Consider the following 26037-nt stretch of genomic DNA (forward strand, 5'->3'; position numbering starts at 1 on the left):
CGGGAGGGTGGGTACGCGCAGGGACGGATTAAACGTGCAAAAGGTGCTTATAGGGCATGAGGGGCGGGCATCCCGTCCCCATGAGTACCTACGCGACCCCCGTGTCCAACACCGACGCAGATCCGAGCTTCACGACGGGCCTCGAACCGGGCGGCGGCGTCCCCCAGGGTGAGACCCCGCCCGCCGAGAGCAGTACGTCCGAGCCGGGGCCCTGGAAGGACCCGGCGCGCGGCTGGACCGCCGCCCCGCTCATCGCCGTCGGGGTGCTCGTGCTGTTCGTCGCGGGATTCTTCCTGGCGTACGCGGTGCTGATCCCGTAAATCCGATCCGGCGATACCGCCTGGAATCACTCCAAAGGGTGGTTTGAGAGGGGTCCGGCAACGAGGGGCGGTGCTCACCCGTCGTACGGGGTGGACGACCGTACGACCAGGGGGACCACCGCATGACCCGCACCTCCGCCCGGCCCCGCCACGCCTGGCGCACCTCTCTCGCTCTCCTCGCGCTCAGCGCGGGCGGCCTGCTCGGCGCCGCGCCTGCCTTCGCGCAGAGCCCCGGCCCGCACTGGCTGCGTGCGAGCGAGCTGCCGCCGCACCCTTCCTCCCGCTGGTACGCGGGACCCGTCACCGCCGGGCGCCCCGACCCACTGCCCCTCTGCGGCGGCGAGACCCTGCCGTCGACGGCGAGCCACCGCACCTTCCGCACCGACGTGGACACGCACGCCCTCCAGGTCGTCGTCGTGGAGCGCGACGCGCGGCGGGCCGCCGACTACGCGGAAGTGCTCCGCCGCGGCCTCGCGCGCTGCGCGGAGCGCGCCGCCGAGGACCCCGACGTCACCGCGACGCAGAAGTCCTACGGAAAACTCGACGTCGAGGAGGGCGCCCACGTCTACGGGGTGCACACCGTCACGAGCTGGGGCGCCTCCGACGTCTCGCTGTGGTCGGTGGGCCGTGACGGGCGCACGGTCACGCTCGTGGAGTGGGCCCAGCTCGGCGGCTTCGACTCCGCCCCCGTCCCCGCCTTCCGGCGGACGACCGTGACGGCGGTGAACAAGCTCCACTGAGCCCGGTACGCACGCCCGGGTCACGCGGGACGCGAGTGCGAGCGTCCCCGCTCGCGCCCGCCGAACCGCTCGGCGAGCACCCCGAGCACGAGGGCGTTCACGAGCGCGCCCACGAGGGGCCCGACCCAGAACAGCGCCGTCGGCAGCGCGGCGAAGATCATCGAAGCGGGGGCGGTGGAGAAGAAGATCCACACACCGGCCATGCTCGCGTCGGCGTGCGCCACGAGGTAGTGGTCGGCGATCACCCAGCACACGACCCCGGCCACGAGCGCCAGGTACCCCAGGGGCAGCGGGCGCAGGAGCAGGCGGCGGGCGGTCGCGAGGACGGTGCGCGAGGAGGTGGTCATTGCCGGGGGCCTTTCGTCGGCCTGGACGTCCGTGGGCGGACGATCTGACCCCCCAAGACTCGCGCGCCGCGCCGCGGCGCACCTCCGTGGACGTACTCAGATCCGGTCTGGGTACCCGCGCCGCGGCAGCCTGGGCGATCATGGGTATCGTCCCCCGGGACGGCCCGACCGGGGCCGCACGAGTGCGAGGGGGACGGATGCGCGCGCGGCGGTGGAGCGAGGTGGTGACCCACCACGGCGAGGGGCCGGGCTGGGACCCGGCGGCGGGGCGACTGCGCATCGTCGACCTGACGCGCGGCGAGCTGCTCACCTTCGACGCCGACGCGCGGCCCGAGCGGCTGCGTCTCGGCGACGTGCTCGCCGCGTGGCGCCCGCGCGCGGGCGGCGGGATCGTCGCGGCCGTCGAGCGTGGATTCACGCTCGTGGACCCGGACGGGACGGTGCGCCCGGGGCCCGAGCTGTGGAGCGACCCGACCGTGCGGATGAACGACGGGGGCTGCGATCCGGCGGGCAGCTTCTACTGCGGCTCGATGGCCTACGACGCGCGGCGCGGCGCGGGCAGCGTCCACCGCCTCGCCCCCGACGGCACCACGAGCGTCGTGCACCGCGACGCCACGATCTCCAACGGCCTCGTCTGGGCCCCCGACGGCAGCGAGGCCCACTACGCCGACACCGGCACGGGCACGGTCTTCCGCCTCCACCCCGACCCGGTCACCGGCGACTTCGGCACGCTGGATCCGTGGGTGCGGATCGACCCGGCGGACGGCGGCCCCGACGGGATCACCCGCGACGCCGAGGGCGGCATCTGGATCGCCCTGTGGGGCGGGCACGCCGTCCGCCGCTACGCCCCGGACGGGACGCTCGACGCGGTCGTCGACGTCGGCGCCCGCCAGGTCAGCGCGTGCGCCTTCGGCGGCCCCGGCTACCGCGAGCTGTACATCACCACCTCGCGCCAGGACCTCGCCCCGCACGAGGACCCCGACGCGGGCGCGGTCTTCCGCGCCGAGCCAGGGGTGCGCGGGCTGCCCCCGCTCCCGTACGCGGGCTGAGCGAGACGCGGGGCAGCGCCGCGACGCGGCCCCGCCCCCCGTTACGCCTGCACGAGCCGGTTCCGGTGCCGCCCGAGCCCCTCGGCCTCCAGCTCCATGACGTCCCCCGCGCGCAAATAGGGGAAGCGCCCCGAGAGCGCCACGCCCTCCGGCGTCCCGGTGTTGACGAGGTCGCCCGGCTCCAGGACGAGGTACTGCGACAGGTGCCGCACGATCTCGGCGACCGAGAAGACCATGTCGGCGGTCGAGGAGTCCTGCCGCGCCTCGCCGTTGACCCACGAGCGCAGCCGCACGGCCTGCGGGACGGGCAGCTCCTCGGCCGTCAGGACCCAGGGCCCCAGCGGGTTGAAGGTCTCGGAGCTCTTGCCCTTCGACCACTGCCCGCCCGGCGCGTCGAGCTGGACGGTGCGCTCCGAGACGTCGTTGGAGAGCACGTACCCGGCCACGTAGTCCAGCGGGTCCTCGTCGGCGCCGAGATACCGCGCCCGCTTCCCGATGACGACCCCGAGTTCCACCTCCCAGTCGGTGCGCTCGCTGCCGCGCGGAATCAGCACGTCGTCCTCGGGCCCCGCGAGCGCGTTCGGTCCCTTGTAGAAGAGGATCGGCTCGGCCGGCGGCTTCGCGCCCGACTCCGCGGCGTGCGCCGCGTAGTTCTGCCCGATGCAGAGCACCGCGCCGGGCCGGGCGAGCGGCGCCCCGACCCGCTGCCCCGCCACATCGACACGGAACAGCTCACCCGCGGCGTGCGCGCGGGCCACGCGTGCCGGACCGCCGTCGCGGAAGAACTCGGGGGTCAGGTCGTCGGTCAGGCCGCTCAGGTCGTAGTGGTGACCGTCCGTGCCGAGCAGGACGGGTCGTTCGGCACCGACGGCGCCGACGCGCTGGAGACGCATGGAAGAAGAACCTCCGGAGGGGGCGGTTGGATCACGGCTGGGAACGGCGGCGTCACGAGTCTGCCGCTTCGCGGGGCACGGGGGAAGACGGGGCCCCGCTCACTCGACCCGCACGAGCGCTTCGGGCCCGACCGCGTGGCGCAGCGGCCGGCCCGCGAGGTACCTCGCGATCTCGGCGACGGTGCTCGCGCCGAGCGCGTGCCTGCCCTCGACGGTCGCCGCCGCCTGGTGCGGGGTCAGCAGGACGTTCGGCAGCGCGCGCAGCGGATGGTCCACGGGCAGCGGCTCCGCGTCGTACACGTCGAGCGCCGCGTCGAGCCGCCCCGTGCCCACCTCGGCGAGCAGCGCCGCCTCGTCGACCAGCCACGAGCGGGCGGTGTTGACGAGCCCCGCGCCGTCCGGGAGGAGGGCGAGCTCCCGCGCGCCGAGCAGGTGGCGCGTCTCCGGCACGGCCGGGGCGTGCAGCGCGAGGACGCGGCTCGTGCGCAGCACCTCGTCGAGCGGCGCGCCGCGCACGCCGAGCCGCTCCGCGTCGGCCGCGTCGAGGTACGGGTCGTGCACCGTCACCTCGGCGCCGAGCGCCCGTACGAGCGCGATGTAGGCCCGGCCCGTGCGCGAGGCCCCGACGACACCGATCGGGCAGCCGAGGATCTCGTGCCGCTCCGGCGCCCGCGAGGCCGCCTCCCACGCCACCCCGGAGCGCAACGCGTGATCGAAGCGGTGCACGCGGTGCAGCAGGTTCAGCGTGAAGGTGAGCGCGACCTCCGCGACGGGCCGCGCCATCGCGCCGCCCGCCTGCGTCACCTTCACACCGCGCGCGAACACCTCGGGTCCCACGTATGGGCTCACCGCGCCCCCCGTGTGCGCGAGAAGACCCAACTCTGCTGCCTCCGCCAGGAGTTCGGCGTCGAGTGCGGGGGTGCCCCAGGAGGTGACGAGGACGTGTGGGCGGGTCGTGCGCAGAGCGCGGGCCAGCTCCGTACTGTCGCTGTGAGCGTCCAGGAGGGTCGGCTCGGCGAGGGCGCGGAGCCGGTCCCACGTTGCCGCCGTGAAGAACTGCCGCCGCAGGGCCGGGGGTACGGCGACGACGGCGCGGGGACGGGCCCCCGCCGCCCGATCAGCGGAGCCAGTCATCGAGGTGCTCCGCCACGAACGCGTCGTCCGTCAGCCACGGGTACGCCTTCGCCACCCGCGCGATCTCCTCGGCCTGCCCCGGCGAGAGCCCTTCGTCCACGTCCAGACACCACGTCCCGGCGAGCAGCCCCTGCCGCCGCAGCACCTCGTGCACCCCGGCGATGCAGCCCCTGAAGTCGTAGCGCACGTCGAAGACGGCCGCGTTGGACTCCGTCACCTGCGGGCCGCGCGCGAGGAGTGCGGTGAGCAGCGCGTGGTCGCCCGCGCGGGCCCGCCGCACCTCGTGGAAGAGCTGGACCGCTGTGCGGGTCCACACCGCCCAGTGCCCGAGCAGCCCGCCCGCGAACCACCGCTCGCCCTCCGCCGTGCGGTACGGCGTCAGGAGGTCCTGCACGATCGCGTCGTCGTTGCCGGTGTAGAGCGCGACCTCACCCGCGCGGCCCGACGCGGCGACGGCCGCGACGACGTCCGCGGTGCGGTACCGGTCGAAGGGCGCCGTCTTGATCGCCACGACGGACTCGATCTCGGCGAGCGCGCTCCAGTACGCGGGGGACAGGCGCCTGCCGCCCACCGCTTCCTGGAGGTAGAAGCCGATGACGGGCAGCACCTCGCCCACCGCCCGGGTGCGTTCCAGGAGCCCCGCCTCGTCGGCGCCGGGCACGAGCGGGCTCAGCAGCACGGCGTCGTAACCGAGTTCGCGCGCGAGTTCCGCCTCGGCGACGGCCTGCCGCGTGTAGCCGCAAGCGCCCGCGACCCGGACGAAGGGCGCGGCGGCCTCCCCGGGCGGGCGGAGCCGGGCGGCCTCCTCGTCGACGGTCTCCGAGGCGAGTTCGAGCACGGGGCGCAGCAGGCCGACCGAGGGCTCGCGGATCGCGAACTGCGTCGTGTGCACCCCGACCGCGACGCCGCCCGCCCCGGCGGCGAGGTAGTAGCGGGTGAGGGCGCGCTGTCTGCGCTCGTCGAGGCGGCGGTCCGCGTCGAGCGCGAGCGGGTGGGCGGGGACGACCGTGCCGGCGGCGAGCGTGTCGAGCGGCGTGGGGGAGGGCGTTGCGGGCACCGGTGATCAGAACCTTCCGTCGCGGACCTGGAACTTGGTGGGCTTGCCCGAGAGCGGCAGCCCGCGCCGCAGCCACTCGGCCTGCCAGCCGACGAGCGTGCGCAGCGGCACGCCCGGGTAGCCGAACAGCGCGTGGCACCGCGAGGCGTCCGAAAGCAGCGCCGTGCCGGACTCCGCACCGGCGTACGCGGCTTCGGTGCCGAACTCCTCGGCGAGGAGGGCGGCGAGGCGGCGCACCGAGGCGGTCTCGGGGCCCGTGAGGTTGAGCGTGAAGGGCTCGCTCGTGGCGTGGGCGAGGGAGCGCAGGGCGACCTCGTTCGCGTAGCCCTGCCACACGACGTTGACGTGCCCGGTCGTCACGTCCACCGGGCTGCCCGCGCGCACCGTCGTCGCGAGGTCGGCGAGGACCCCGTACCGCAGGTCGACGGCGTAGTTGAGCCGGATCAGCGCGAGCCGCAGTCCGTGCTCGCGGGCGTGGTGGGTGAAGACGCGTTCGCGGCCGAGGCACGACATCGCGTACTCGCCGACCGGTCCCACCGGGTCGGTCTCGACGCTGCCCGCCGAGGCGGTGGGGACGAGCGTGTAGACGTTCCCGGTCGAGAAGGCGGCGATCCGCGCGGCGGCGTAGCGGCGCGCGATCCGGTCGGGGAGCGCCGCGTTGACGGCCCACGCGTGGTCGGGACGTCCGGCCGAGCCGAACTTCGCGCCGACCATGAAGACGACGTTCCCGGCGTCGGGCAGGTCGGCGGGGTCGCCCGCCATGAGGTCGAAGGTGACGGGCCGGATGTTCTCGGCGGCGAGCGCGTCGGCCACCGCGCGGTCGCTCCACCGCGAGACGGCGTGCACGGTGACGTCCGCGCGTCCGCCCGCGTCGAGGGCGCGGCGCGCGAGCCGGGCGAGGCTCGGGCCCATCTTGCCGCCCGCGCCGAGCAGGACGAGATCGCCCTCCAGGCCCGCGAGATCGGCGACGAGCCCCGGCGAGGGGGCGGCGAGGAGGTCTTCGAGACCCGTCTCGTCCCCGGGGAAGGAAAGAGTGCTGGACATGGGGGTGTGGGTCATCCCTTCACGGCCGAACCGGTGACGCCCTCGGTGAAGTACCGCTGGCCCACCAGGTAGGCGCTGAAGATCGGAACGAAAGCGACGACGGAACCGGCGAGTACCTGGTTGAGCGGCACCTGCTGCTGCTGGAGCGAGGCGATGCCCACGGTGAGCGTGCGCATGTCCGTGGACTGGCCGATGATGAGCGGCCACAGGAAGTCGTTCCAGTGCCACAGGAAGACGAAGGTGCCGAGCGTCGCGAGGATGGGCTTGAGGAGCGGCAGCACGATCCGGAAGAAGATCTGCAGCTCCGAGCAGCCGTCGAGACGGGCCGCCTCGAACAGCTCGTCGGGCAGCCCCATGATGAACTGCCGCATGAGGAAGACGGCTTGGGCGTTGGCGAGGGTCGGCAGGATTAGACCCCAGTAGGTGTCCACGCCGCCGAGCTTCGCGATGAGGATGAAGGTCGGGATCATCGTGACGTGGTACGGGACCATGACCATCGACAGGAACGACCAGAACATCGTCTCGCGCCCGGGGAAGCGCTTCTTCGCGAAGGCGTACCCGGCGAGCGCCGAGAGCACGAGCACCCCGACGACCGAGACGACGGAGTACACGAGGGTGTTGAGCAGCCAGCGCGGTACGTCTTGCGAGCCGAGCACGTCCCCGTAGGCACCGCCGTGCAGCGGCCACGGCGCGAGGCTGCCCGGCAGGTCGACGGCGCCCTCCGGCTTCAGCGAGAGCACGACCATCGCGTAGAACGGGAAGATCGTGACGAGCGCGGCGACGACGAGCAGCACCCCGCGCAGCACCTTGCCGCCGCGGCGCATCCGCAGCGCGGCGGGCAGGGTCTCGTGCGGCTTGGGCTCGCGCGGGCGCGGGACGCGCTTCCCCGGGGCCGCCGCGGCGGGTTTCGCCGCGGACTCCTCGGCGGTACGGGGCAGTTCGGCGGTGTCGCTCATCGTCAGCTCTCCTTTCCGATGACCAGCCGCTGGACGGCCGCGACCACGAGGGTCAGGACGAACAGGACGCAGCCGATCGCGCTGGCGTAGCCGAGGTCGAAGTACTTGAAGCCGGCGTCGTAGAGCTGGAAGACGAGGCTGTAGCTCGCGTTCGCCGGGCCGCCGCCGGTCATCATGTAGACCGCGTCGAAGACCTGGAAGCTCGCGGTGGTCTCGATGACCGCGAGGAAGAAGAACGAGCCCTTGAGCTGCGGCGCGACGATGTACCGGAACCGCTTCCAGGGCCCGGCCCCGTCCACGAGGGCGGCCTCCTCCAGCTCGCGCGGGACCTCCTGGAGCCGGGCGAGGAGGATGAGCATCCCGTAGCCGCAGCGCGACCAGACGCCGACGACGGCGAGCGCGGGCAGCACGAGCGCCGAGTCCGCGAGCCAGGACTGGTCGGGCAGGCCGACGAGACCCATGACCTTCGACCACGGTCCGTCCGAGGAGAAGATCCACAGGAAGACCGTCGAGGCGAGGATGAGGCTCGTGACGACCGGCAGGAAGAACACCGAGCGGAACAGTTTCGAGCCGCGGAAGGCGCGGCGGGTCAGGAGCGCGAGGCCGAGCGAGGCGGCGATCGTGACGGGCACGGCCATGACCGTGTAGACGACCGTGACCTTCAGGGCCGACCAGAAGAGCGGGTCGTGCACGAGCCGGTCGAAGTTGTCGAGGCCGGTGAAGTGCGTGTCCTGGCCGAGGGTGTAGTCGGTGAAGCCGAGCAGCAGGCCCGCGAGGCCGGGGCCGAAGCGGAAGGCGAGGAAGAGGAGGAGAGCGGGCAGGACGAAGAGCAGACCGATCCTGGCCTCGCGCCGGGCGTGCGGCCCGCGCCGGGTCCTGGCGGGGTGAGGGCGTTCCGCGAGAGCGGACACGGGACCTCCTTCGGGGTGGTGCGGACGCCGCACGGGGCGGCGCGAGGGGCGGGGGAGCGGAGGGACGTCGAGGGCGGGAGCGGGGCGGGCCGGTGGGACGGGGCGGGCGGGTCCGGTTCTGCGCCGGGCGGGGGGCCGGTACGTCCGGCACCGGACGGTACGGACGTGCCGGTGGGGCGGGGCCGGTGCGTCCGGCACCGGACGGTACGGACGCGCGGTGGCCCGCACGTACCCCCGGCCCCCGCCCCCTCCTCGCTCAGCGCTTGCGCGCGATGACCTGGTCCGCGGCCTTCGCCGCCGCGTCGAGCGCGTCCTTCGGGCTCTTCTTGCCGAGCAGCGCGGCCTGGATCTCCGGGGCGAGCGAGCCCATGACGTCGCGCGCGGCGGTCGCGAGCGGGCCGACCTTGGTGGTGTCGAGCGCCTTCGCGGTCTCCTGCTGGCGCGCGTCACCGGGGTAGAGGTCGCTCGCGTCCTCGCGGGTCGGGAAGTAGCCGCCGGGCTTCTGGAGCCCCGCGCTGTTCTTCGACCGGCTCACGAAGCTCACCCACTTCCCGGCGGCCTTCGTGTCGCCCCCCTTGAAGACCGCGAGGGTGCCCACGGTGCCGTAGGCGGCGCTCGTGTCGGCGCTGAGCGGCTGCCGGACGACGATGTTGTCCTCGCCCCAGAAGGGCGCGACCTCGGCGGCGGTGTTCTGCCACGTGCAGGCGACCTTGTTCTTCGCGAGGTCGGTCTGCTCCATCTTCGGCGTCGAGGTGACGAGGTCCTTCGGTGTCCACCCCTTCCGCACGTACGTCCGCAGCCAGCTCAGCGCCTTGACGCCGGCCGCGCTGTTGAAGGCGACGCTCTTGTTGTCCTTCGCGAAGACGTCCCCGCCCGCCTGCCAGAGGAGCGGGTAGAAGGTCATGTTGAGCGTCGCGGTCGTGTCGCCGCTGTAGCTCGTCGCGTAGTAGCCCTTCGCCTTGAGCTTCGGGGCGAGCGCGTCGAGGTCGTCCCACGTGCTCGGGTACTGGTCGGCGAGCCCCGCGGCCTCGAAGACCTTCTTGTCGCACAGCAGCGGGTACGCCGACATGAGGACGGGCGTCGCGAGCGCCTTGCCGTCGACCGTGACCGCCGCGCGCGCCGCGGGGCGGAGCGCCTTCGTGTCGGCGGCGGACAGGTACTCGTCGGCGGGCACCAGGTTGCGCTGGTAGGCGGGGAGCTGATCGGGGATGAGGTAGGCGACGTCGGGGCCCTTGTTCGCGGAGAGCGCGGTGGCGAGGGAGGTGTCGCGGTTGGCCCAGGGGTAGGTGGACACCTTGACGTCGATGTCGGGGTTCTTCTTCTCGAACTCCTTCACCAGGCCGTCCCAGTACGCCTTGTTGGCCTTCTCGTCGGTGATGACGGGGTAGACCCAGGCGTTCACGGTGCCCTTGCCCGAGCCGCCGCTGCCGGAGCCGCACGCGGCGGTCGCGGCGAGGGTCGTGAGGGCGAGGGCGGTACAGGCGAGGCTGCGGCGGATTCTCATGGTGGTGTTCTCCAGGCGGTACGGGGGAGGGGGCGGCGTTCGGCGGTGCGAGGCGCGGGGGGTGGTCAGCGGGCGGGGACCTGCTCGACGGTCCCGTGGTGGCGGGAGCGTTCCGCGGCGAATGCCGCGAGGTGCGAGCCGAGCGAGTCGAGGGGGCCCGAGCGGATGCGCGAGAGGTCCCCGGTGGCGAGCGCGTCGACGAAGGAGGCGATGAGGACGGTGTCGCCGCCGCCGTGTCCCTCGGCGGCGTTCGAACCGGTCGCCTCCGTCTCGTGGACGGTGACGGTGTCGTCGCGGAAGTCGTGCACGGTGACGCGCTCGCCGTCGCCGCGCAGCCAGCCGTGGCTTCCGAAGATCCGGGTCTGGCGGTGCGTCTGCTCGGTGAAGGCGCTCATCGTGAACGTCCCGGTGATCCCGCCGGAGAGCCGCATCGCGACGACCTGGTTGTCGACCACGTCGTTGTCCGCGTGGTAGACGCACCGCCCGTACGGCCCCGAGCGCAGCGCCTCGGTGAGCACCGCCTCGTCCTCGGGCCCGTGCGCGCGGTCGGTGACGTGGCTGACGGGCCAGGCGCCGCCGGTTTCGCGCAGCGCCGGGTAGTAGAGCTTGCGCGCCGAGTACGGGCACGCCGACTCGACCGCTTCGGGGCAGGCGAGGCACGTCGTCGCCGCGTGCTCGGGCGCGTTCTCGGGGCGGAAGTGGGCGAGCGAGCCGAAGCTCGCGACGGTCTCGATGCGGCGGCCCGTCACATAGGCGATCCAGTCGAGGTCGTGGCTCGACTTGGCGAGGATCATCGGGGACGAGGCGGCCTCGCTGCGCCAGGGACCGCGTACGTAGCTGTGCGCGTAGTGCCACCAGCCGACCGGCTCCAGGTGCTCGATCCCGGTGACCGTGCCGAGCACCCCGCTGTCCACGACGCCCTTCACGAGGTCGGTGTACGGCGTGTACCGCAGGACGTGGCACACGGCGAAGGGCACCCCGGTGCCGAGGACGCCTTCGACGAGGCGGCGGGTCTCCTCCTCGCCCGGCGCGAGCGGCTTCTCGGTGAGCAGCGCGTACCCGGCGCGGGCGAGCGCGAGGACGGGCTCGACGTGGTCCCTGTCCTGCGTGCACACGAGCACCGCGTCCGCGATCCGCTCGCCGCCGGGGCCGGGCAGCAGCCCGCGCCAGTCGTCGAACTCCGCGACGGGCCCCGCCGCGCCCGCCGCCGCACGGGCCCGCGCCGCGGGCAGCGGGTCGGCGACGGCGGTGAGCCGGGCCCGCCCGGGGTGCGCGTTGATCCAGTCGGTGTACGTCAGGCCGCGGTTGCCCGCGCCCGCGAGCGCGACGCGCACGGGCCCTTCGGGCCGGGGGAGTGGAGCAGTCATGGTGAGGTGTCCTCGCGGTACGGGGTGGTGCGGAGGTGGTGCGGGCGCACGGGCCCGGCGGGGTGCGCGTACGGGGTGCCGCCCGCCGGGCCCGTGTCCCGGGCCGGTCAGCCGAGGAGCAGGTTCCCGTCCTTGTGCCGGACGCGGTCGCCCTCGGCGGGCAGACGGGTGCGGGCCGTGCCGTCCTCGACGCAGCCGCTGTGCAGCAGCCAGCCCTCGGCGAAGGCCGCTTCGGCGAGGTCGAGGCTGCCGCCGCGCAGGACGGCGCCCTGGGCGAGGTACTCGTTGGCGCCCTCGGTGAGCCGCACGTGCGCGGTGTCGCCCGCCGGCTCGCTCGTGCAGACGCCGAGCCGCCACCGCACGGTCCGGTCCTTGTCGCCCGTACGGGAGAGCAGCGCGCCCGACGCGTTGGTGCCGCCGAGCACCGCGCCGCCCTCGACCACGACCTCCTGGTCCTTCGCGCCGTTCAGCACGAGACCGGTGTCCTGGTGGCGGCCCCCGCGCACGGTCACGGAGGAGTGCGCGAAGGTGCCGGGCGCCGCGTCGGGCTTCCCGGTGAAGGCGCACGCGTCGAGGACGAGCGGCCCGGTGCCCTTGAAGGAGGCGCCGTCGAGCCCGTCGAGCGCGACCCGCTCCAGGTGCACTGCCGCGCTCACGTTCGCGGCGGTCACCTCGGCGCCCTTGCCGAGCGTGAAGGCGGAGTCGGCGACGACGGTTGGCCGCGTCGAGCGCTGCGACGACTGCGAGATCACGAGCGGCCCGGACGCGGTGCAGCCGCGCAACTGGGCGCCGTCCGCGTTGATCCAGATCATCCCGGAGCCCGACTGCGCGTTCCCGATGACGCGCATGTCCTCAAGCGTCAGGTCGGTCACCGCGACGCGCGCCACGAACCACGAGCACACGTGCCGCGTGACGCTGACCCGCTTCGCGGCACCGCCCCAGGCCGTTCCCGAGTTGGCGAAGGTCATGAGCCCGGAGTTGCCGGTGTAGACGAGGTCGTGCTCGAACTGCCCGTGCGTGACGAAGGGGCCCTGGTCGTCGCCGTCGCCGTGGCAGTTGGTCACGTAGCCGTAGGCGGACGCGGTCCAGTCGTTGAGGTGCCGGGCGTTCGCCGTGTGGCAGTCCTCGACGTGCCCGTACAGGCAGTAGATCTGCTGCGTGAGGTAGCCCGCGCCGCCCCACGTCACCGAGGACGGGTTCTTCAGCTGACACTGATAGGTGTGGAAGTACGTGCACCAGCGGCGCATCACGACGGGCCAGAAGGTGCCGGTCGCGTCGATGCCGGAGACGTCGCAGGAGACGGCGTACTCGTAGGCGACCGGGTGCGAGCCGGAGAGCTGGTCGGCGTCCGGGACGCCTTCGAAGACCATGTTCCGCACGTGGCTGCGGGTCACGGGCTCGACCTTCGTCCACCGGAAGGTGCGGCCCGCGGCGAGGTCCCAGCCGATCTTGTAGTTGACGCGGATGTGCGTGCCGTCGACCCGCTGCGTCACCTGGACGAGGCGCTGCACCTCCTTCTCGTACTGGCCGCCCCCGGGCTTCGCGTCGATCTCGACGGCCCACCACTCGCCGACCCCGAACGCGCCGGCGTCGGGCACCTCGAAGATGTCGGCGAGGTCGGGCATGGGCGCCGACAGCTTCGCCGTGAGGGTCGACCCCGTGCGGTGGCCCTTGAAGTAGAGGACGGCGCCGAAGGGGTTGTCGTTCGTGTTCGGCTCGATGCCGGTGGTGGTGACGCGGTGGCCGCCGAAGTCGAGTTCGATGCCCGAGCGGTCGAAGGTGTGCCGCTTCACGAAGTTGAGGTCGGTGTGCGCCTCGACGCGGTGCACCGCCGGGTCGTTGACGAGCGCGTCGAGCGCGGCGTCGGCGGGCGTGTCCGCCCCGAAGACGCCGAAGGAGCGGAGGTCCACCACGCCCTCGTGCAGGCGCAGCCAACGGCCCTTCTTCCCCGCGCCCTTGTGGGCGAGGACGGTGCCGCCGTTGTCGTCGGCGCCGGACGTCGCGTCCCAGCGCAGGAGCATCCCGCCGCCGTCGCCCGGCGTGCGGTAGCCGGTGACGAGAACGGTCTCGCCGGGGGCGAGGGCATGCGGGGGGAGGGCCCGCAGGGCCTTTACATCGGGGACGGTACGGGGCGCGGGGGCGCCCTTGGCGGGCGCGGCCGACGCGGTGGCGGTGCCGGCCGCGGTCGCGGCGAGCAGGAGGCCGCCGAGGCCGCCCGCGCGCAGGAGCTGCCTGCGGCGGGCCGTGCCGGGCCCGGGGGTTTCGGCTTCGGCCCCGGGTTCGGGGAGTGGTTCGGGGAAGGGAGGACGGGACGCAGTGCTCACGGGGGACTCAACCTCGGGTGGTGGACCGGCTGGTGAGGTGGTGCATTCCCGCGGCGAACAACTACCGGTCGCACGAGGGCCGTTGCGGGCCCGTACGAGCGGAGGCGGATGGCGAGGAGGAGAAGCGGGGCGGTCGGCCCCGCGCCGTGACCCCGGGAGAGCAGCCCGGTCGGAAAAACCTGTCACGGCCCGGATCGGGCACTGGCCCTCCGGATTGCCGGTACCTAAGCACCCCCGGCGGCCGAGGTCAACCCCTCACGCGCCCCGCCCCTACCGCCCGGCCGCCCCCGCCACGTACCCGAGCGCCCCGCTGATCTCCCCCGCGGCGTCCCGCACTTCCCGCCCCAGCTCCTGGAACCGCCAGCTCGGCAGGTCCAGTTTGAGGCCCGTGACACTGATCGCCCCCGCGGGCTCGCCCCGGTGGTCCCTGAGCACGCTCCCGATGCAGAAGATGCCGTCCGCGTCCTCCTCGTCGTCCAGCGCGTACCCCGAGGCCCGGACGTCGCGCAGGTGCGCGAGGAGGGTCGGCTCGTCGGTGATCGTGCGCGAGGTCCTGCGCGGCAGCCCGCTCGTGGCGAGCAGCGCCCGCGCCTCGTCCTCGGGCAGCGCGGCGAGCAGCGCCTTCCCGAGCCCCGAGCAGTGCGGCAGCTCCCGCGTGCCCATGCGCAGGTCGAGCCCGGGGCCCACGGCCCGGTCCACCTGGTCGATCACGACCGCCTGCCCCGCCTCGGGGACCGCGACCCGCGCCGCCATCCCCGTCGCCTCGGAGAGCCGCGCGAGCACCGGCCGGGCCACGTCCCGCAGCGAGACCTGCGCCCTGGCCCGGTCCCCGAGCCGCGCGAGCGCCATCCCGAGCCGGTAGCGGCGGTTCATCCCCTCGCCCTCGTCGGCGACCAGCCCGTAGTGCCGCAGCGTCTGGAGGATGCCGAAGGCCGCGCTCTTGGAGATCCCGCACGCCTTGCCCACCTCCGTGACGCTCAGCCCCCGCCCGGGGCCCCCGGCGGCGAGCGCCTCCAGGATCTCCGCGCCGCGCCCCACGGTCTTCACCCAGTACTTCGCCTGTTCGGCCGGTACCGCCGCCTCACCCTGACTCTGCTGCTGACTGTTCTGCATAGCCGAACACGATAGTCCGTACCTGAGGCGCTGTCCGCAGAACGCCTCTTGACGGCGGAATCAGGCCGTTCTAGGCTGAGCGCGCTGTTCCGAATAACAGAACACTGTTCTGAAAAATGAGCCCGGAGGACCACCGCCGGGCCTCACCACGGCACAGCGATCGCGACGAATGCGGCGGATGGCACCGGAATCCCGCTGAGCAGAGCGGGCCTCCGGCCGACAGCACTCGACGCAAGGAGCACCACACATGACGCTCGCCGAACGCGCCCGCCGGGTCATCCCCGGGGGTGTCAACAGCGGCCAGCGCAGCATCCCCGGCTTCACGGACCTCGTGATCGCCAGGACCCGGGGCTCGCGCTTCTGGGACCAGCACGGCCGGGAGTTCACCGACTACCACGCGGCCTTCGGGCCCGCCGTGCTCGGCCACAACGACCCCGACGTCGCGGCGGCGACCGCCGAGGCCAACACCACCCTCGCCCTCGCGGGCGTCGGCGTCACCGAGGCCGAGGTCGCCCTCGCCGAGGAACTCACCGCGCTCGTCCCCTCGCTGGAGAAGGTCCTCCTCACCAGCACCGGCAGCGAGGCCACCTTCCACGCCCTGCGCGTGGCCCGCGCCGCCACCGGGCGCGACCTCGTCGTCAAGTTCCAGGGCTGCTACCACGGCTGGCACGACGCCGTGAGCCTCAACGTCATCTCCGCCCCCGAGCGGGTCGGCACGAAGGACCCCACGTCGACCGGCATCCTCGCCCCCGTCCTCGACGCGACACTCGTCCTGCCCTTCAACGACCCCGAGGCGGTGCGCCGCGTCTTCGCCGAGCACGGCCGGGACATCGCCGCCGTCATCCTCGAACCCGTCCCGCACAACGTCGGCGCCCTCCTGCCCACCGACACCTTCCTGCGCACCCTGCGCGAGGAGTGCACGAAGGCCGGCACCGTCCTCGTCTTCGACGAGGTCATCACCGGCTTCCGGCACGGCCTCGGCGGCTACCAGGAGATCTGCGGGATCACCCCCGACCTCACGACCCTCGGCAAGGCCATCGCCAACGGCGCCCCCATCGGCGCGCTCGGCGGCCGGGCGGACCTCATGGACCTCTTCAGCACCCGCCCCGGCGGCCCCGCCTTCTTCGCCGGTACGTACAACGGGCACCCCCAGGTCGTCGCCGCCGCCCTCGCCACGCTGCGCAAACTGCGCGAGGAACCCGTCCACGAGCACATCTACCGCCTCGGCGCCCGCGCCCGCGACGGCCTCGCCGCGCTCTACCGCGAGCTGGACGTCCCCGCCGTCGTCACCGGCTTCGGCTCCGTCTTCGTCACGTACTTCATGGACGGCCCCGCACCGCTCACGTACGACGACCTCCTCGCCAACGACGCCGCGCGCTTCATCGGCGTGCGCCGCGCGCTCACCGAGCACGGGATCTTCGAGCTGCCGCTCAACCTCAAGCGCAGCCACGTCTCGTACGCGCACACCGACGACGACATCGACCGCCTCCTCGAAGCGACCGCGAAGGCCGTGCGCACCGTCCTCGCCGAAGGCACCCCCACCGACCTCGCTCACACCTCGACCATGGGCGGAGCCCAGCGCTGATGCTCACCGTGAACACCACCCGTCCCGCCGGGCCCGCCGGGCGCATCACCCGCGTCGAGACCCTCATGCTGGGCACCGCCTGGCGCGACTTCGCCTACGTCCGCCTCCACACCGACGAGGGCCTCACCGGCGTCGGCGAGATCACCCACCCCTACCGCCCCCGCGAGACCTGCGCCCTCACCGAGGCGATGGGCCACCGCCACCTCCTCGGCGCCGATCCCTTCGACACCGAGGAGATCTGGCTGCGCATGTACCAGGGCGACTTCCTGCGCGGCGGTGACGTCGGCGGGATCGTCGTCTCGGGCGTCGACCAGGCCCTGCACGACCTCATGGGCAAGGCGCTCGGCGTCCCCGTCTACCGCCTCACCGGCGGCGCGACCCGCGACCGCGTCCGCGTCTACGCCAACGGCTGGTACACCGGGGAGCGCGAGCCCGAGATCTTCGCCGCGAAGGCCAAGGAGACCGTCGCCCGCGGCTATACGGCACTCAAGTTCGACCCCTTCGGCGCCGGGCTCCATCACCTGGAGAAAGCCGAACTGCGCCGCAGCGTCGACCTCGTCGCCGCCGTGCGCGAGGCCGTCGGGCCCGACGTGGACCTCTTCGTCGAGGGCCACGCCCGCTTCGGCACCGGCACCGCGCGGCAACTCGTCGACGCGCTCGCCCCCTACGAGCCCGGCTGGTTCGAGGAGCCCCTGCCCTGGACCCTCATCGAGCGCTACGCCGAGCTGCGCGCACGCGCGCCCTTCCCGATCTCGGGCGGCGAGCACTTCCACAACCGCCACGAGTACAAGCAGCTCTTCGCGACCCGCGCCGTCGACATCGTCCAGCCCGACCTGAGCATGGCTGGCGGCTTCACCGAACTGCGCAAGATCGCCGCCGAGGCCGACACGCACGGCATGACCGTCGCCCCGCACAACTCCAACTCCCCGCTGTGCACGACCGCCTCCGTGCACGCCGTGCTCGGCATCACCAACTTCCAGATCCTGGAGACCTTCGACGGCCTCCTGGAGCCGTACGTCTTCGACGCGGTCAAGGGGGCCCTGCCCGTCGTGGACGGCCACATCGAGCTGCCCACCGCGCCGGGACTCGGCATCGAGCTGGTCGACGAGGTCTTCGAGGAGCACCCGCCCAGCCACCGCTTCTGGAACATGTTCGCGGAGGGCTGGGAGAAGAGGAACCGCACGTGAGCACCACCCCGCCGCCGGCGGTCTCCGGCCCCGTCGTCGACGTCCACTCCCACCTGTTCCGCCACAGCCACGACTTCGACGCCACCTTCCGCGCCGAGTCCGCGCGCGCCCACGCGGGCGAGGTCGACCTGACCGTGCGGTACGAGGACTACGCGGCGAGCACCCCGCCCGGCACCCGCACCGTCGTCGTCGGCGGCAAGGCCCGCAGAAGCGGGCTGTGGGTGGACGACGCCGCCGTCGCCGCGTACGTCGCGCGACACCCCGAGCAGCTCATCGGCTACCTCGCGATCGACCCGACACAGCCCGGCTGGCGCGAGGAACTGCGGTACGGGCACCAGGAACTGGGCCTGCGCGGCATCAAGATCATGCCGATGTACGCGGGCTTCGACCCGGCCGACCCCGAGTACGACGACCTCTTCGGCTACGCCGAGGAGCACGGCCTCCCGCTCCTCGTCCACACCGGCACCACCTTCGTCTCGCAGGCCCCGCTCGAATACGCGATGCCCCGCCACCTCGACTGGGTCGCGATCCGCCACCCCGAGCTGCGCATGGTCCTCGCGCACCTCAGCCACCCCTTCGAGGGCGAGTGCGTCGCCGTCATCCGCAAGCACCCGCACGTGTACGCGGACATCAGCGCCCTGCACTACCGCCCCTTCCAGCTCTGGCACAGCCTGCGGCTCGTCCAGGACTACGGGGTCTGGGACAAGCTCCTCTTCGGCAGCGACTACCCCTTCACGACGGTCAACGACTCCATCGAGGGCCTGCGCCGCATCGCCCGCGTCCCGGGCATCCCGGGCCTGGACCCGCTCGACCAGGACGCCGTCGAAGCCCTCATCCACCGCCCGGCACTCGACCTGCTCGGCCTCGCCTGAGCCCCGGCGCGCCCCCGGCCCCCTCGCCCGGGGGCGCGCCCGGTCCCGTACCCCTGGAGCCCCCATGGACCGATTCGACCTCACCGGGCGCACCGCGCTCGTCACCGGAGCCGCCGGCGCCCTCGGCCGCGCCTTCGCGCTCGCCCTCGCCGAGGCGGGCGCCGACCTCCTCCTCGTGGACCTGCCGGGTGCCGAGGGCCTCGACGAGACGGCGCACGCGGTACGGGCCGCGGGCCGTGCCGCCGCGCTCCACCCCCAGGACCTCGCGCGGACCGAGGAACTGCCCGCCTTCGCCGACCGGGTGCGCGCGACGGCCGGACCCGTGCACATCCTTGTCAACAACGCCGGGGTCGCCGCCCTCGAACGCTTCAACACCATCACCCCCGCGAGCTGGCGGCACGTCATGCGGGTCAACACGGACGCCGTCTTCTTCCTCTCCCAGCGCTTCGCCGAGCACATGATCGCCGACGGCGTCCCCGGCCGCATCATCAACATCACGTCGAAGAACGCCCACGTCGCCGAGGCGGGCCTCGCCCACTACAACGCCTCCAAGGCAGCCGTGGACCTCCTCAGCAAGACCCTCGCGATCGAACTCGCCCCGCACGGCATCACCGTCAACACCCTCGCCCCCGGCATGGTCGACACCCCCATCGACGACGCGTTCCCGCTCGCCCACGAGGAGTTCGAGGCCGCCTACCGCGCCCGCATCCCGCTCGGTCGCTACGCGAGCCCCGAGGAGTGCGCCGGCCCCCTGCTCCTCCTCGCCTCCGACGCGGGCGCGTACGTCACCGGCACCCACCTCCTCGTCGACGGCGGCGTCCTCGCCGACCAGATGCCCCGCACCCGCTTCATGCCGCCCTACCGCAGCGGCCTCCCCACCGAGAGCGCACCCCCGGAGACCCCATGAGCACCGGAACCACCGCCTCGCACGACCACGAGGAGCCGGAGAGACCCGCTCCCGGCACCCCCGCCCCGGACAGCCCCGGCCACACCTCGCCGAGCCGCCGCCACCTCCTGCGCGCCGGCGCCGGGACCGGGCTCGCCGCCGGGGCCCTCCTCGCCGCGACCGCGCCCGCCCAGGCCCGTACCCCCGAAGCGGCCCCCGCCGCCCGCGCCTGGCCCACCCTCGCCGCCCTCCTCGACCGCTCCCCGCACGGGCTCACCGACGGCGAACACGCCCTGACCAGCGGCTACCGCACCCCCGGCGACGGCGGCGGCACCCTCCTGCGCTGGGACTCCGGAGCGAGCGAGACACCCGACGGCGGCCTCGTCCACACGCCCTCGGCGCGCCCCCGCCGTGGCCGCTGGCGCCAGGTCCACGACGGCACCGTCGACTTCCGCACCTTCGGCGTCCTCGGCCCCCGCACCCCCGCCGACGACGCCCTCGACGCGATGGCGGCCGACCCCTCGGTCACGCGCGTCCAGGCCCGCACCGACCTCCTCTTCCGCCGCCGCCACACCTTCACCCGCTCGCGCCTCACGCTCGACTTCACCGGGCACACCGTCCACACCGGCGGCATCGCGCGCAACACCCACGACAACCCCTTCGGCGCCGTGTTCGCCTTCACCGGCACGACCGACCCCGACCGCGCCGTCACCCACGCCCTCACCGCGCGCGTCCCCGAACTCACCGACGTCTACCCCGTCCCCGACAGCGGCGCCTTCGCGGTCGGCGAGTGGTGGAGCGTCACGTGCGCCCCCGTGCCGGGCGGCGGCCAGTACGAACGCGAACTCCAGAAACTCGTCGAGATCACCGAGATCCCCGACGACCGGCACATCCGCGTCGGCTACCTCTCCGGCTGGGAACTGCCCGCGGGACGCGAACTGACCTGGGTCCCCGTCCGCCCCGTCCACTCCGTCACCGTCCGCGACCTCGTCTTCCTCGGCGCGGGCGAGGACACCGGCGCGAAGGACGACGAGTACACCGGCTCGCACCCCGTCTCCTTCGAGTACGCCGTCGACTGCCACGCCCGCGACATCCACGCCACCGGCACCTTCTGGCCCGTCGTGATGCGCCGCTGGAACACCCGCTTCACGACCGCACGCTGCTCCCTCAAGAACCCGCCCACCGTCGAGTACGGCGGCGCGGGCTACCTCACCCAGCAGATCTACTGCCTCTACGGACGCGTCAGCGACTGCGCGAGCAGCAACGTCCGCCACCTCAGCGACCTCACCGCCTCCGCGCACTGCCAGGTGGTCAACTGCCACGGCGACGGTGACGACAGCGGCGGCAACCCCTTCACCACCCACGGCCAGTACGAGCACGACCTGCTCTACCAGGGCAACTCCGGGCTCATGGACATCGCCAACTCCGGCGCCCCCTGGGGGAGATCGGCCAAGCGCATCACCGTGCGCGACCACGTGTGCTCCTGGTTCGTCGCCGACACGAAAATCACCGACCTCACGCTCGACAACGTCACCGTCCTGGCCCGCCCCACTTTCGACCAGGCGGGCACCCTCAGCGTCAACGCGGACGGCGCCCAACTGCGCGGCTGCACCGCCGTCACCTTCTCCCTCACGCGCCGCTCCAGCCGCTCGGCACGCCCCACGACCCTCACCGACTGCCACTTCGCCCCGCCCGCGAAGAGCGTCCTCGTCCACTCCGCCGTCGACACCCCCGTGCACCTCACACGCTGCGTCCTCGACGGACTCGACGGCAACACCTTCGCCGGGACGAGCACCGTCACCCTCACCGCCTGCACCCTGCGCGGCAGCGGCCCCGAGGCCGTGCCCCTCACCGTCACCTGCCCGGAACTGCGCCTGACCGACAGCGTGCTGCACGACACCGGGCTCGTGCTCGACGCCCCCGCCGGGACCCAGCGCCTGAGCCTGACCGGCTCCACGCGCCTCGACGGCGACAACGCCGGGCACACCTTCCTCACGACCGGCCCCCACCGCCCCGCCGACGCCGCCACGCACTGGCACCTCGGCGCGCTCCGCTCCACCGCCCCCGCCACGACGGCCCACGCCGTCCTCACCACGGGCGTCCACCACTGGAGGGCGCTCGGCGCCGAGCTGAAGGGGGGCCGCCTCCGCCTCGAACCGGCGGCCTTCCGGGGCGACTCCACCCTCGTCCACGCCCACTGCACCGAGGACGGCGTCACGCGCGAGGCCGTCCCCGAGGAAGGCCCCCGCGTCCACTGGACCGCCAACCTCCTCCTGTGATCCCGGGAACACCCATGACCACGATCCACCGCACCGCGACCGAGGCCGACGAACCCGCCCTCCGCGCCCTGTGGGCGGAGGTCTTCGGCCCCGCCCCCGTCGCGGCGCTGTGGGCACTCGGCGAGGAGCGGCACGCCCGTACCCTCGTCACCACCGAGGACGGCCGCCTCGTCGCCGCGCTCCACTACCAGCCGCGACCCGTGCGCACCGCGCCCGGGGGCGCGCCCGCCCGCGTCGCGTGCCTCGGCGGCGTCGCCACGCTGCCGCAGGCGCGCGGCAAGGGACACGTGCGCCGGATGCTCGACCTCGCCGTGGCCCGCATGACCGAGGACGACTGCGCCTGGTCCCTCCTCTTCACCGGCACGCCACGGGTCTACGAGGGCGCGGGCTGGACCACGTACGAGGCCCCCGCCTGGGAGGGCCCCCTCACCGCACCGCCCCGCGCGCCCGGCGGCGTCCGCGCGGCGACGGCGGCCGACCTCCCGGACCTCGCCCGGCTGCGCACCGCGTACGACACCGCCCGCCCCCTCACCACCGTCCGCACCCCCGCCGACTGGCACCACCGCGTCCCCGCCTGGTACCCGGAGGCCACCACCACGACCCTCCTGACCACCGACGCCACCGGCTACCTGACCTTCCGCGCGCACACGACCCCGGGCACCGCGACCGTCGAGGAACTGGCCCTCGCCGACCCCGCCGACACCCCCACCCTGACCCGCCTCCTCACCGCCGCCGCCCACGAGGCCCGCCTGACAGGCCACCACCACGCCCGCACCCACCTCCCCACCACCCTCACCCCATCCCTCCCCGCCCTCCTCACCACCCCCCACCCGGCCCCCCGCCACACCGGCATGACCCGCCCCCTCACGGCGACACCGGCCGAGATCGCGGCGACGGTGGGGGCGAGGGGAGCGGCGCACTGGTACGGGGACTCGTTCTGAGAGGCGTCCGTCGCGTCAGCCCCCGGCAGGGCCGGGCGCCTCCCCGGCCCGGTACTCCGCGGGCGGGTCGAAGTGGTGCGCGAGCCGGTCGGCGGACTCGGGGAAGTCCATGCCCCGCAGGTACTCGGCGAACTGTTTTGCGAGCATCGCGCGGCGGGGGTCGCCGTCCGGGAGCCCCAGAAGATCGAAGACCCCCGCGACCTGGTCCGGCAACGAGACGTCGGGTGCACCGTCCTGCGCGCCGTTTCGGCGGGCGGCGGCGCGTGACCTGAAAGAGCGCGTGGCACGCGGCGCCCTGGCGACGAGGAGATAGCTGGTGTTCCCGTTTCCTGTTCCGCGCGCCCCGCGAAAACGCGGCAGCGGGACAACTTGGCCGACAAACGCCGGGAGGCAGAGGTGAGCTCCGACCGTCGCACCCGTCACGGAGCTACGCCCCCACCACCCCCACCACCCCCATCACCTCCGCCACCAGCGCCTCCGCGTCGTCCAGCGCCGCGTGCAGGGTCTGCGGGGTCGTGCCGAGGCGGGTGAAGAGGGACTGGGCGCGGGGGGTGAGACCGCGTGGGGTCGTGGGGAGGGTCGCCGCCGCGTGCAGGGCGCCCTTCTCGTTGAGGACGTACGTGCCCGCGTGGGCGTGGAGGGCGTGGGCGAGGAGGCCCGTGGCGCGGAAGAGGCAGCCCGCCACGTAGGCCGCGTCCGCGCTCTTCGCGCCCTTGCGGGCGGCGGCCAGGATGAACGGGGCCTCCCAGCGGGCGTTCTCCACCACCGCCGCGCGCAGCGGGGGCGGGTAGTCGCGGGTCGCCGTGCGCAGCGCCGTCAGCGCGCCCGTGGGGTCGGCGAGCACCTGGCAGACGGCCACCTCGCCCACGTACGCGGGGGAGTGGAAGCCCAGCGGGTGCCCCGGCTGGAAACCGGTCTCGAAGCGGCCCTCGCGGCAGCCCTCCCACACCGCTTCCACGCGGTCCAGGTCGCGGTAGATCCAGTCGACCCTGTCCTCGCCCACCGTGAGCCATGCCCCGCCGTTCACCCAGGGGCCCCAGCCGCCCGGCTCGCTCACCTCGACGCCCTCCCCGGCGAGCGCGCGCAGCGCTGCCGTGTCGAGACCGCCGCGGTAGTAGAGGCCGAGGTCGTAGTCGGAGTCGGGGCGGTGGAGGCCCCGGGCACGGCTCCCGCCGAGCGCGACGGCGACGATGCCGTCCACCTCGGTGAGCCGCGCGGCCATCGCCTGGAGTTCGTCGTTTCGCATGGGGCGAGTGTGGGGTCCGCCCGAGGGCGCGGGCGAGCACATTTACGGGAGGCGCCGCCGGGCGGCGGGGCACGTGGCCCCGTCGCCCGGCGGACAGTGTGCGGGTCAGCTCAGCGCGCAGCTCTGCCCGTTGACCGTCACCGCGGTCGGGGCCGCGTACGTGCCCGTTCCCTGGTAGCCGAAGGAGACGCTGCCCCCGGCGGGGATGTCGGTGTTGTAGTCCACGTGCGCGGCGGTCGCCGTCGTGCCCGAGACGGAGACCGTCGCACTCCATGCGTTCGTCACGACCGTCCCGGACGGGACCGTGAAGGTCGCCTTCCACGCGGTCAGCGGCTTGTCGCCGGTGTTCTTCAGTGTGACGTCCGCCTGGAAGCCGCCGCTCCAGGTGTTCGCCTTCCAGGTGGCCGCGCAGGCGCCCGTACCGCCCCCGCCGCCGCTCGCCGCCGTCGTGCCCGTGACGGCGGCCGACGCGGCCGAGACGTTGCCCGCCGCGTCCTTGGCGCGGACCGTGTAGGCGTACGCGGTGGACGCCTTCAGCCCCGGGTCGGTGTACGACGTGGCGCTCGTCGTCGTCACCTTCGTGCCGTTGCGGTAGACGTCGTAGCCCGTCACGGCCGTGTCGTCGGTGGACGCGGACCAGCTCAGCGAGACCGAGGCGGCCGTCGTGCCCGTGACCTTCAGCCCGGCGGGGACGCTCGGCGCCCGCGTGTCGCCGCCGCCGCCCGGGTTCCCCACCGGGGGGTAGGCGTTGGCGAGGAGCTGGCGGAACTGGGCGGAGAACCAGTGCCCGGCCACGGGGGAGTCCGCGAGCGCGCCCGACATGCTGTTCCCGTTGCGGCCGTTGCCGGTGTACGTGGGGTCGCACATCCGGTCGAAGCCCTTGCCCTCGTCGTTGTCGATCGCCTTGCTCGACCCGTCCGACTCGCCCGGCGGCTTCGCCCACACGTACGCGTCGATCCCGGCGGCGGGCGAGGCGGCGGGCCGCTCACCGAGCCCGGCCCCGGACTGGTTGCACCAGTTCCCCGCGTGGATGCGGCGGTCGGTGCGCGAGCCGTCCACGAAGGCGTCGACCGATGTCGCGGTCGAGGGCGCGGTGGGCCGCGCGGAGCCGCCCCAGCCGTTGCGCGAGGTGTCGATCAGCATGCCGATGCCGGAGTCGAAGCCCTGCGCGATCAGCGCGGTGCGCAGGCCCTGCGCGAAGGTCTGCTCGTCGGCGTACTGGTTCCAGTCGAGCCACTTCGACTGGCGTACCGTCTGCCCGTTCACGGAGTCGGTGATCTTGAGGTACGGCTCCGTCGTGGCCGAGTAGTTCGCGGTGTTGACGATGAAGCCCGCGACGTCGTTCACGGTCGCGCCGCTCGTCGTGGCGGCCTTCTTGAACTCCTGCGCCGCCGGTACGAGGTTGCTGTCCCAGCCGAGCCAGCCGTGGTGGGCGGCGTCCACGTAGTTGTAGACGTTGGGGATCGCGCCGAGGGTGTGCAGCGCGTACCCGACGCCCTTCTCGTAGTTGCCGTTCGCCTTCATCGTGGCGCACGCCTCCGTCGAGCCCGCCGTGCCGCCCGCGTTGGTGACGAGGTTGGGGAGCGAGTCGGGCTCGATGAGGGTGACGATCCGCAGGTTCGCGTAGGCCGGGTCGTCGAGGATGTCGGCGATCGGGTCGATGTAGTCGCTCTCGTAGCGGCCGATCTCGGTGGGGTCGAGTTCGCCGTTCGAGGCGAGCGCCGCGCAGTCGCGGCCGGGGAGGTCGTAGACGACGAGCTGGACGAGGTTCGCGCCCTGGTCGAGTGCGGTGTCGAGGTGCGCGCGCAGGCCGCGCTTCTCGCTGTCGCCCTCGATCGCGGCGATCTGGTCGAGCCACACGAAGGTCGGCTCGTCGGCCACCGCGTCCCCGCCGGGCTCGGCGGCGGCGAGCGCCGACCAGTCAGGGTTCACGTAAGTCGTGGCGCCGGCGTAGGGGTTGTCGACCCGGGCGGCGGTGGCGGCCGCCGCGGGCTGGACGGCGACGAGCGCGGTCCCCGCGGCGAGGGCGAGGGCGGCGAGTGCCCCGAGGGCACGCGGGCGACGTCTGGGGGTGGGGGGTCGGGCGGGTCCTCGTACGTTCAACGGGTGCTCCTCGGTGTGGGAGGCCGGTACGGACATGCGGGTGCCGAGCGCCCGCGAGCGCCGCCCTCGGGGGGCGGGACACTGTGCGGGAGCGCTCCCACCGTCGGGGCTTGCGGGGTGCGTGTCAATACGGGCGGCAGGAAGTCGTGCGCGTTGGCGCGTAAGCGACGGGCGGGCAG

At 73.6% G+C, this 26037-nt stretch carries 23 protein-coding genes; 9 read left to right on the forward strand and 14 right to left on the reverse strand.

Annotation, left to right across the window (positions count from 1 at the left end; genetic code table 11):
* Nucleotides 1-80 precede the first annotated feature (80 nt).
* Nucleotides 81-320 (forward strand): DUF6480 family protein, encoded by a 240-nt coding sequence (locus tag STTU_RS30205; protein WP_007829996.1) that lies wholly within the window; start codon nt 81-83, stop codon nt 318-320.
* Between the two features lie 122 nt (nt 321-442).
* A complete protein-coding gene (locus STTU_RS30210) occupies nt 443-1060 on the forward strand; it encodes a hypothetical protein (protein ID WP_043256788.1) in 618 nt (205 codons plus the stop codon).
* 20 nt (nt 1061-1080) lie between these two features.
* Here STTU_RS30210 and STTU_RS30215 read toward each other — a convergent pair whose 3' ends face one another.
* A complete protein-coding gene (locus STTU_RS30215; protein WP_007829999.1) occupies nt 1081-1407 on the reverse strand; it encodes an SCO4225 family membrane protein in 327 nt (108 codons plus the stop codon).
* A gap of 197 nt (nt 1408-1604) precedes the next feature.
* On the opposite strand from STTU_RS30215, the gene STTU_RS30220 reads away from it, so the two are divergent.
* On the forward strand, nt 1605-2456 hold the full coding sequence (locus STTU_RS30220) for an SMP-30/gluconolactonase/LRE family protein (RefSeq protein ID WP_007830000.1): 852 nt from the start codon (nt 1605-1607) through the stop codon (nt 2454-2456).
* A gap of 41 nt (nt 2457-2497) precedes the next feature.
* Here STTU_RS30220 and STTU_RS30225 read toward each other — a convergent pair whose 3' ends face one another.
* The 10 genes from STTU_RS30225 to STTU_RS30270 all read right to left on the reverse strand — a co-directional run bounded on the left by STTU_RS30225 (nt 2498) and on the right by STTU_RS30270 (nt 14759).
* Nucleotides 2498-3349 (reverse strand): fumarylacetoacetate hydrolase family protein, encoded by an 852-nt coding sequence (locus tag STTU_RS30225; protein WP_007830001.1) that lies wholly within the window; start codon nt 3347-3349, stop codon nt 2498-2500.
* Nucleotides 3350-3448: 99 nt separating this feature from the next.
* Nucleotides 3449-4483: a hydroxyacid dehydrogenase gene (locus STTU_RS30230; protein WP_043256791.1), complete on the reverse strand. Its 1035-nt coding sequence runs from the start codon at nt 4481-4483 to the stop codon at nt 3449-3451.
* Entirely contained in the window at nt 4467-5540 is a 1074-nt protein-coding gene (locus STTU_RS30235; RefSeq protein ID WP_007830003.1) for a dihydrodipicolinate synthase family protein, read from the reverse strand. The genes STTU_RS30230 and STTU_RS30235 overlap by 17 nt, the downstream gene beginning before the upstream one ends.
* A gap of 6 nt (nt 5541-5546) precedes the next feature.
* Nucleotides 5547-6584, reverse strand: a complete 1038-nt coding sequence (locus tag STTU_RS30240; RefSeq protein ID WP_007830004.1) for an NAD-dependent epimerase/dehydratase family protein — start codon at nt 6582-6584, stop codon at nt 5547-5549.
* An 11-nt stretch (nt 6585-6595) separates the two neighbouring features.
* The gene (locus STTU_RS30245) at nt 6596-7540 is read right to left on the reverse strand and encodes a carbohydrate ABC transporter permease (RefSeq protein ID WP_007830005.1); all 945 of its coding nucleotides are present in this window, start codon (nt 7538-7540) and stop codon (nt 6596-6598) included.
* Between the two features lie 2 nt (nt 7541-7542).
* On the reverse strand, nt 7543-8451 hold the full coding sequence (locus STTU_RS30250; RefSeq protein ID WP_043256794.1) for a carbohydrate ABC transporter permease: 909 nt from the start codon (nt 8449-8451) through the stop codon (nt 7543-7545).
* A gap of 256 nt (nt 8452-8707) precedes the next feature.
* On the reverse strand, nt 8708-9955 hold the full coding sequence (locus tag STTU_RS30255) for an extracellular solute-binding protein (RefSeq protein WP_007830007.1): 1248 nt from the start codon (nt 9953-9955) through the stop codon (nt 8708-8710).
* Nucleotides 9956-10020: 65 nt separating this feature from the next.
* Nucleotides 10021-11322 carry a Gfo/Idh/MocA family protein gene (locus STTU_RS30260; protein ID WP_007830008.1) on the reverse strand — a complete coding sequence of 434 codons (1302 nt, stop codon included), beginning with the start codon at nt 11320-11322 and terminating at the stop codon, nt 10021-10023.
* A gap of 107 nt (nt 11323-11429) precedes the next feature.
* Nucleotides 11430-13232, reverse strand: coding sequence for a hypothetical protein (locus STTU_RS30265; protein ID WP_007830009.1), 1803 nt, complete (start codon nt 13230-13232; stop codon nt 11430-11432).
* A 684-nt stretch (nt 13233-13916) separates the two neighbouring features.
* Nucleotides 13917-14759, reverse strand: a complete 843-nt coding sequence (locus STTU_RS30270; protein WP_007830011.1) for an IclR family transcriptional regulator — start codon at nt 14757-14759, stop codon at nt 13917-13919.
* A gap of 247 nt (nt 14760-15006) precedes the next feature.
* On the opposite strand from STTU_RS30270, the gene STTU_RS30275 reads away from it, so the two are divergent.
* From STTU_RS30275 to STTU_RS35990, 6 genes are all read left to right on the forward strand, one after another.
* Entirely contained in the window at nt 15007-16344 is a 1338-nt protein-coding gene (locus tag STTU_RS30275; protein ID WP_007830012.1) for an aspartate aminotransferase family protein, read from the forward strand.
* The gene (locus tag STTU_RS30280; protein WP_007830013.1) at nt 16344-17531 is read left to right on the forward strand and encodes a mandelate racemase/muconate lactonizing enzyme family protein; all 1188 of its coding nucleotides are present in this window, start codon (nt 16344-16346) and stop codon (nt 17529-17531) included. The genes STTU_RS30275 and STTU_RS30280 overlap by 1 nt, the downstream gene beginning before the upstream one ends.
* Nucleotides 17528-18403 carry an amidohydrolase family protein gene (locus STTU_RS30285; protein WP_043256797.1) on the forward strand — a complete coding sequence of 292 codons (876 nt, stop codon included), beginning with the start codon at nt 17528-17530 and terminating at the stop codon, nt 18401-18403. Before STTU_RS30280 ends, STTU_RS30285 begins: the two co-directional genes overlap by 4 nt.
* Nucleotides 18404-18467: 64 nt before the next feature.
* Nucleotides 18468-19310 (forward strand): SDR family NAD(P)-dependent oxidoreductase, encoded by an 843-nt coding sequence (locus STTU_RS30290; protein WP_007830015.1) that lies wholly within the window; start codon nt 18468-18470, stop codon nt 19308-19310.
* Nucleotides 19307-21568, forward strand: a complete 2262-nt coding sequence (locus STTU_RS30295) for a hypothetical protein (protein WP_043256798.1) — start codon at nt 19307-19309, stop codon at nt 21566-21568. The genes STTU_RS30290 and STTU_RS30295 overlap by 4 nt, the downstream gene beginning before the upstream one ends.
* 14 nt (nt 21569-21582) lie before the next feature.
* Complete coding sequence (locus STTU_RS35990; RefSeq protein WP_007830017.1) at nt 21583-22509, forward strand: GNAT family N-acetyltransferase; 927 nt, start codon at nt 21583-21585, stop codon at nt 22507-22509.
* Nucleotides 22510-22524: 15 nt separating this feature from the next.
* Here STTU_RS35990 and STTU_RS30305 read toward each other — a convergent pair whose 3' ends face one another.
* The 3 genes from STTU_RS30305 to STTU_RS30315 all read right to left on the reverse strand — a co-directional run bounded on the left by STTU_RS30305 (nt 22525) and on the right by STTU_RS30315 (nt 25894).
* Nucleotides 22525-22722 (reverse strand): hypothetical protein, encoded by a 198-nt coding sequence (locus STTU_RS30305; protein ID WP_007830018.1) that lies wholly within the window; start codon nt 22720-22722, stop codon nt 22525-22527.
* A 214-nt stretch (nt 22723-22936) separates the two neighbouring features.
* Nucleotides 22937-23755, reverse strand: a complete 819-nt coding sequence (locus tag STTU_RS30310) for a nucleotidyltransferase domain-containing protein (RefSeq protein WP_007830020.1) — start codon at nt 23753-23755, stop codon at nt 22937-22939.
* 105 nt (nt 23756-23860) lie between these two features.
* Nucleotides 23861-25894, reverse strand: coding sequence for a glycoside hydrolase family 6 protein (locus STTU_RS30315; protein ID WP_007830022.1), 2034 nt, complete (start codon nt 25892-25894; stop codon nt 23861-23863).
* Nucleotides 25895-26037: the final 143 nt, after the last annotated feature.

Source organism: Streptomyces sp. Tu6071 (assembly GCF_000213055.1).
In the GTDB taxonomy this organism is placed as follows: domain Bacteria; phylum Actinomycetota; class Actinomycetes; order Streptomycetales; family Streptomycetaceae; genus Streptomyces; species Streptomyces evansiae.

Excerpts from the sequence above, each read along its gene's own strand:
- STTU_RS30205 (WP_007829996.1), top strand. The coding sequence starts at position 81 with ATGAGTACCTACGCGACCCCCGTGTCCAACACCGACGCAGATCCGAGC.
- STTU_RS30210 (WP_043256788.1), top strand. The coding sequence starts at position 443 with ATGACCCGCACCTCCGCCCGGCCCCGCCACGCCTGGCGCACCTCTCTC.
- STTU_RS30215 (WP_007829999.1), bottom strand. The coding sequence starts at position 1,407 with ATGACCACCTCCTCGCGCACCGTCCTCGCGACCGCCCGCCGCCTGCTC.
- STTU_RS30220 (WP_007830000.1), top strand. The coding sequence starts at position 1,605 with ATGCGCGCGCGGCGGTGGAGCGAGGTGGTGACCCACCACGGCGAGGGG.
- STTU_RS30225 (WP_007830001.1), bottom strand. The coding sequence starts at position 3,349 with ATGCGTCTCCAGCGCGTCGGCGCCGTCGGTGCCGAACGACCCGTCCTG.
- STTU_RS30230 (WP_043256791.1), bottom strand. The coding sequence starts at position 4,483 with ATGACTGGCTCCGCTGATCGGGCGGCGGGGGCCCGTCCCCGCGCCGTC.
- STTU_RS30240 (WP_007830004.1), bottom strand. The coding sequence starts at position 6,584 with ATGTCCAGCACTCTTTCCTTCCCCGGGGACGAGACGGGTCTCGAAGAC.
- STTU_RS30245 (WP_007830005.1), bottom strand. The coding sequence starts at position 7,540 with ATGAGCGACACCGCCGAACTGCCCCGTACCGCCGAGGAGTCCGCGGCG.
- STTU_RS30255 (WP_007830007.1), bottom strand. The coding sequence starts at position 9,955 with ATGAGAATCCGCCGCAGCCTCGCCTGTACCGCCCTCGCCCTCACGACC.
- STTU_RS30260 (WP_007830008.1), bottom strand. The coding sequence starts at position 11,322 with ATGACTGCTCCACTCCCCCGGCCCGAAGGGCCCGTGCGCGTCGCGCTC.
- STTU_RS30270 (WP_007830011.1), bottom strand. The coding sequence starts at position 14,759 with ATGCAGAACAGTCAGCAGCAGAGTCAGGGTGAGGCGGCGGTACCGGCC.
- STTU_RS30275 (WP_007830012.1), top strand. The coding sequence starts at position 15,007 with ATGACGCTCGCCGAACGCGCCCGCCGGGTCATCCCCGGGGGTGTCAAC.
- STTU_RS30280 (WP_007830013.1), top strand. The coding sequence starts at position 16,344 with ATGCTCACCGTGAACACCACCCGTCCCGCCGGGCCCGCCGGGCGCATC.
- STTU_RS30290 (WP_007830015.1), top strand. The coding sequence starts at position 18,468 with ATGGACCGATTCGACCTCACCGGGCGCACCGCGCTCGTCACCGGAGCC.
- STTU_RS30295 (WP_043256798.1), top strand. The coding sequence starts at position 19,307 with ATGAGCACCGGAACCACCGCCTCGCACGACCACGAGGAGCCGGAGAGA.
- STTU_RS35990 (WP_007830017.1), top strand. The coding sequence starts at position 21,583 with ATGACCACGATCCACCGCACCGCGACCGAGGCCGACGAACCCGCCCTC.
- STTU_RS30310 (WP_007830020.1), bottom strand. The coding sequence starts at position 23,755 with ATGCGAAACGACGAACTCCAGGCGATGGCCGCGCGGCTCACCGAGGTG.
- STTU_RS30315 (WP_007830022.1), bottom strand. The coding sequence starts at position 25,894 with ATGTCCGTACCGGCCTCCCACACCGAGGAGCACCCGTTGAACGTACGA.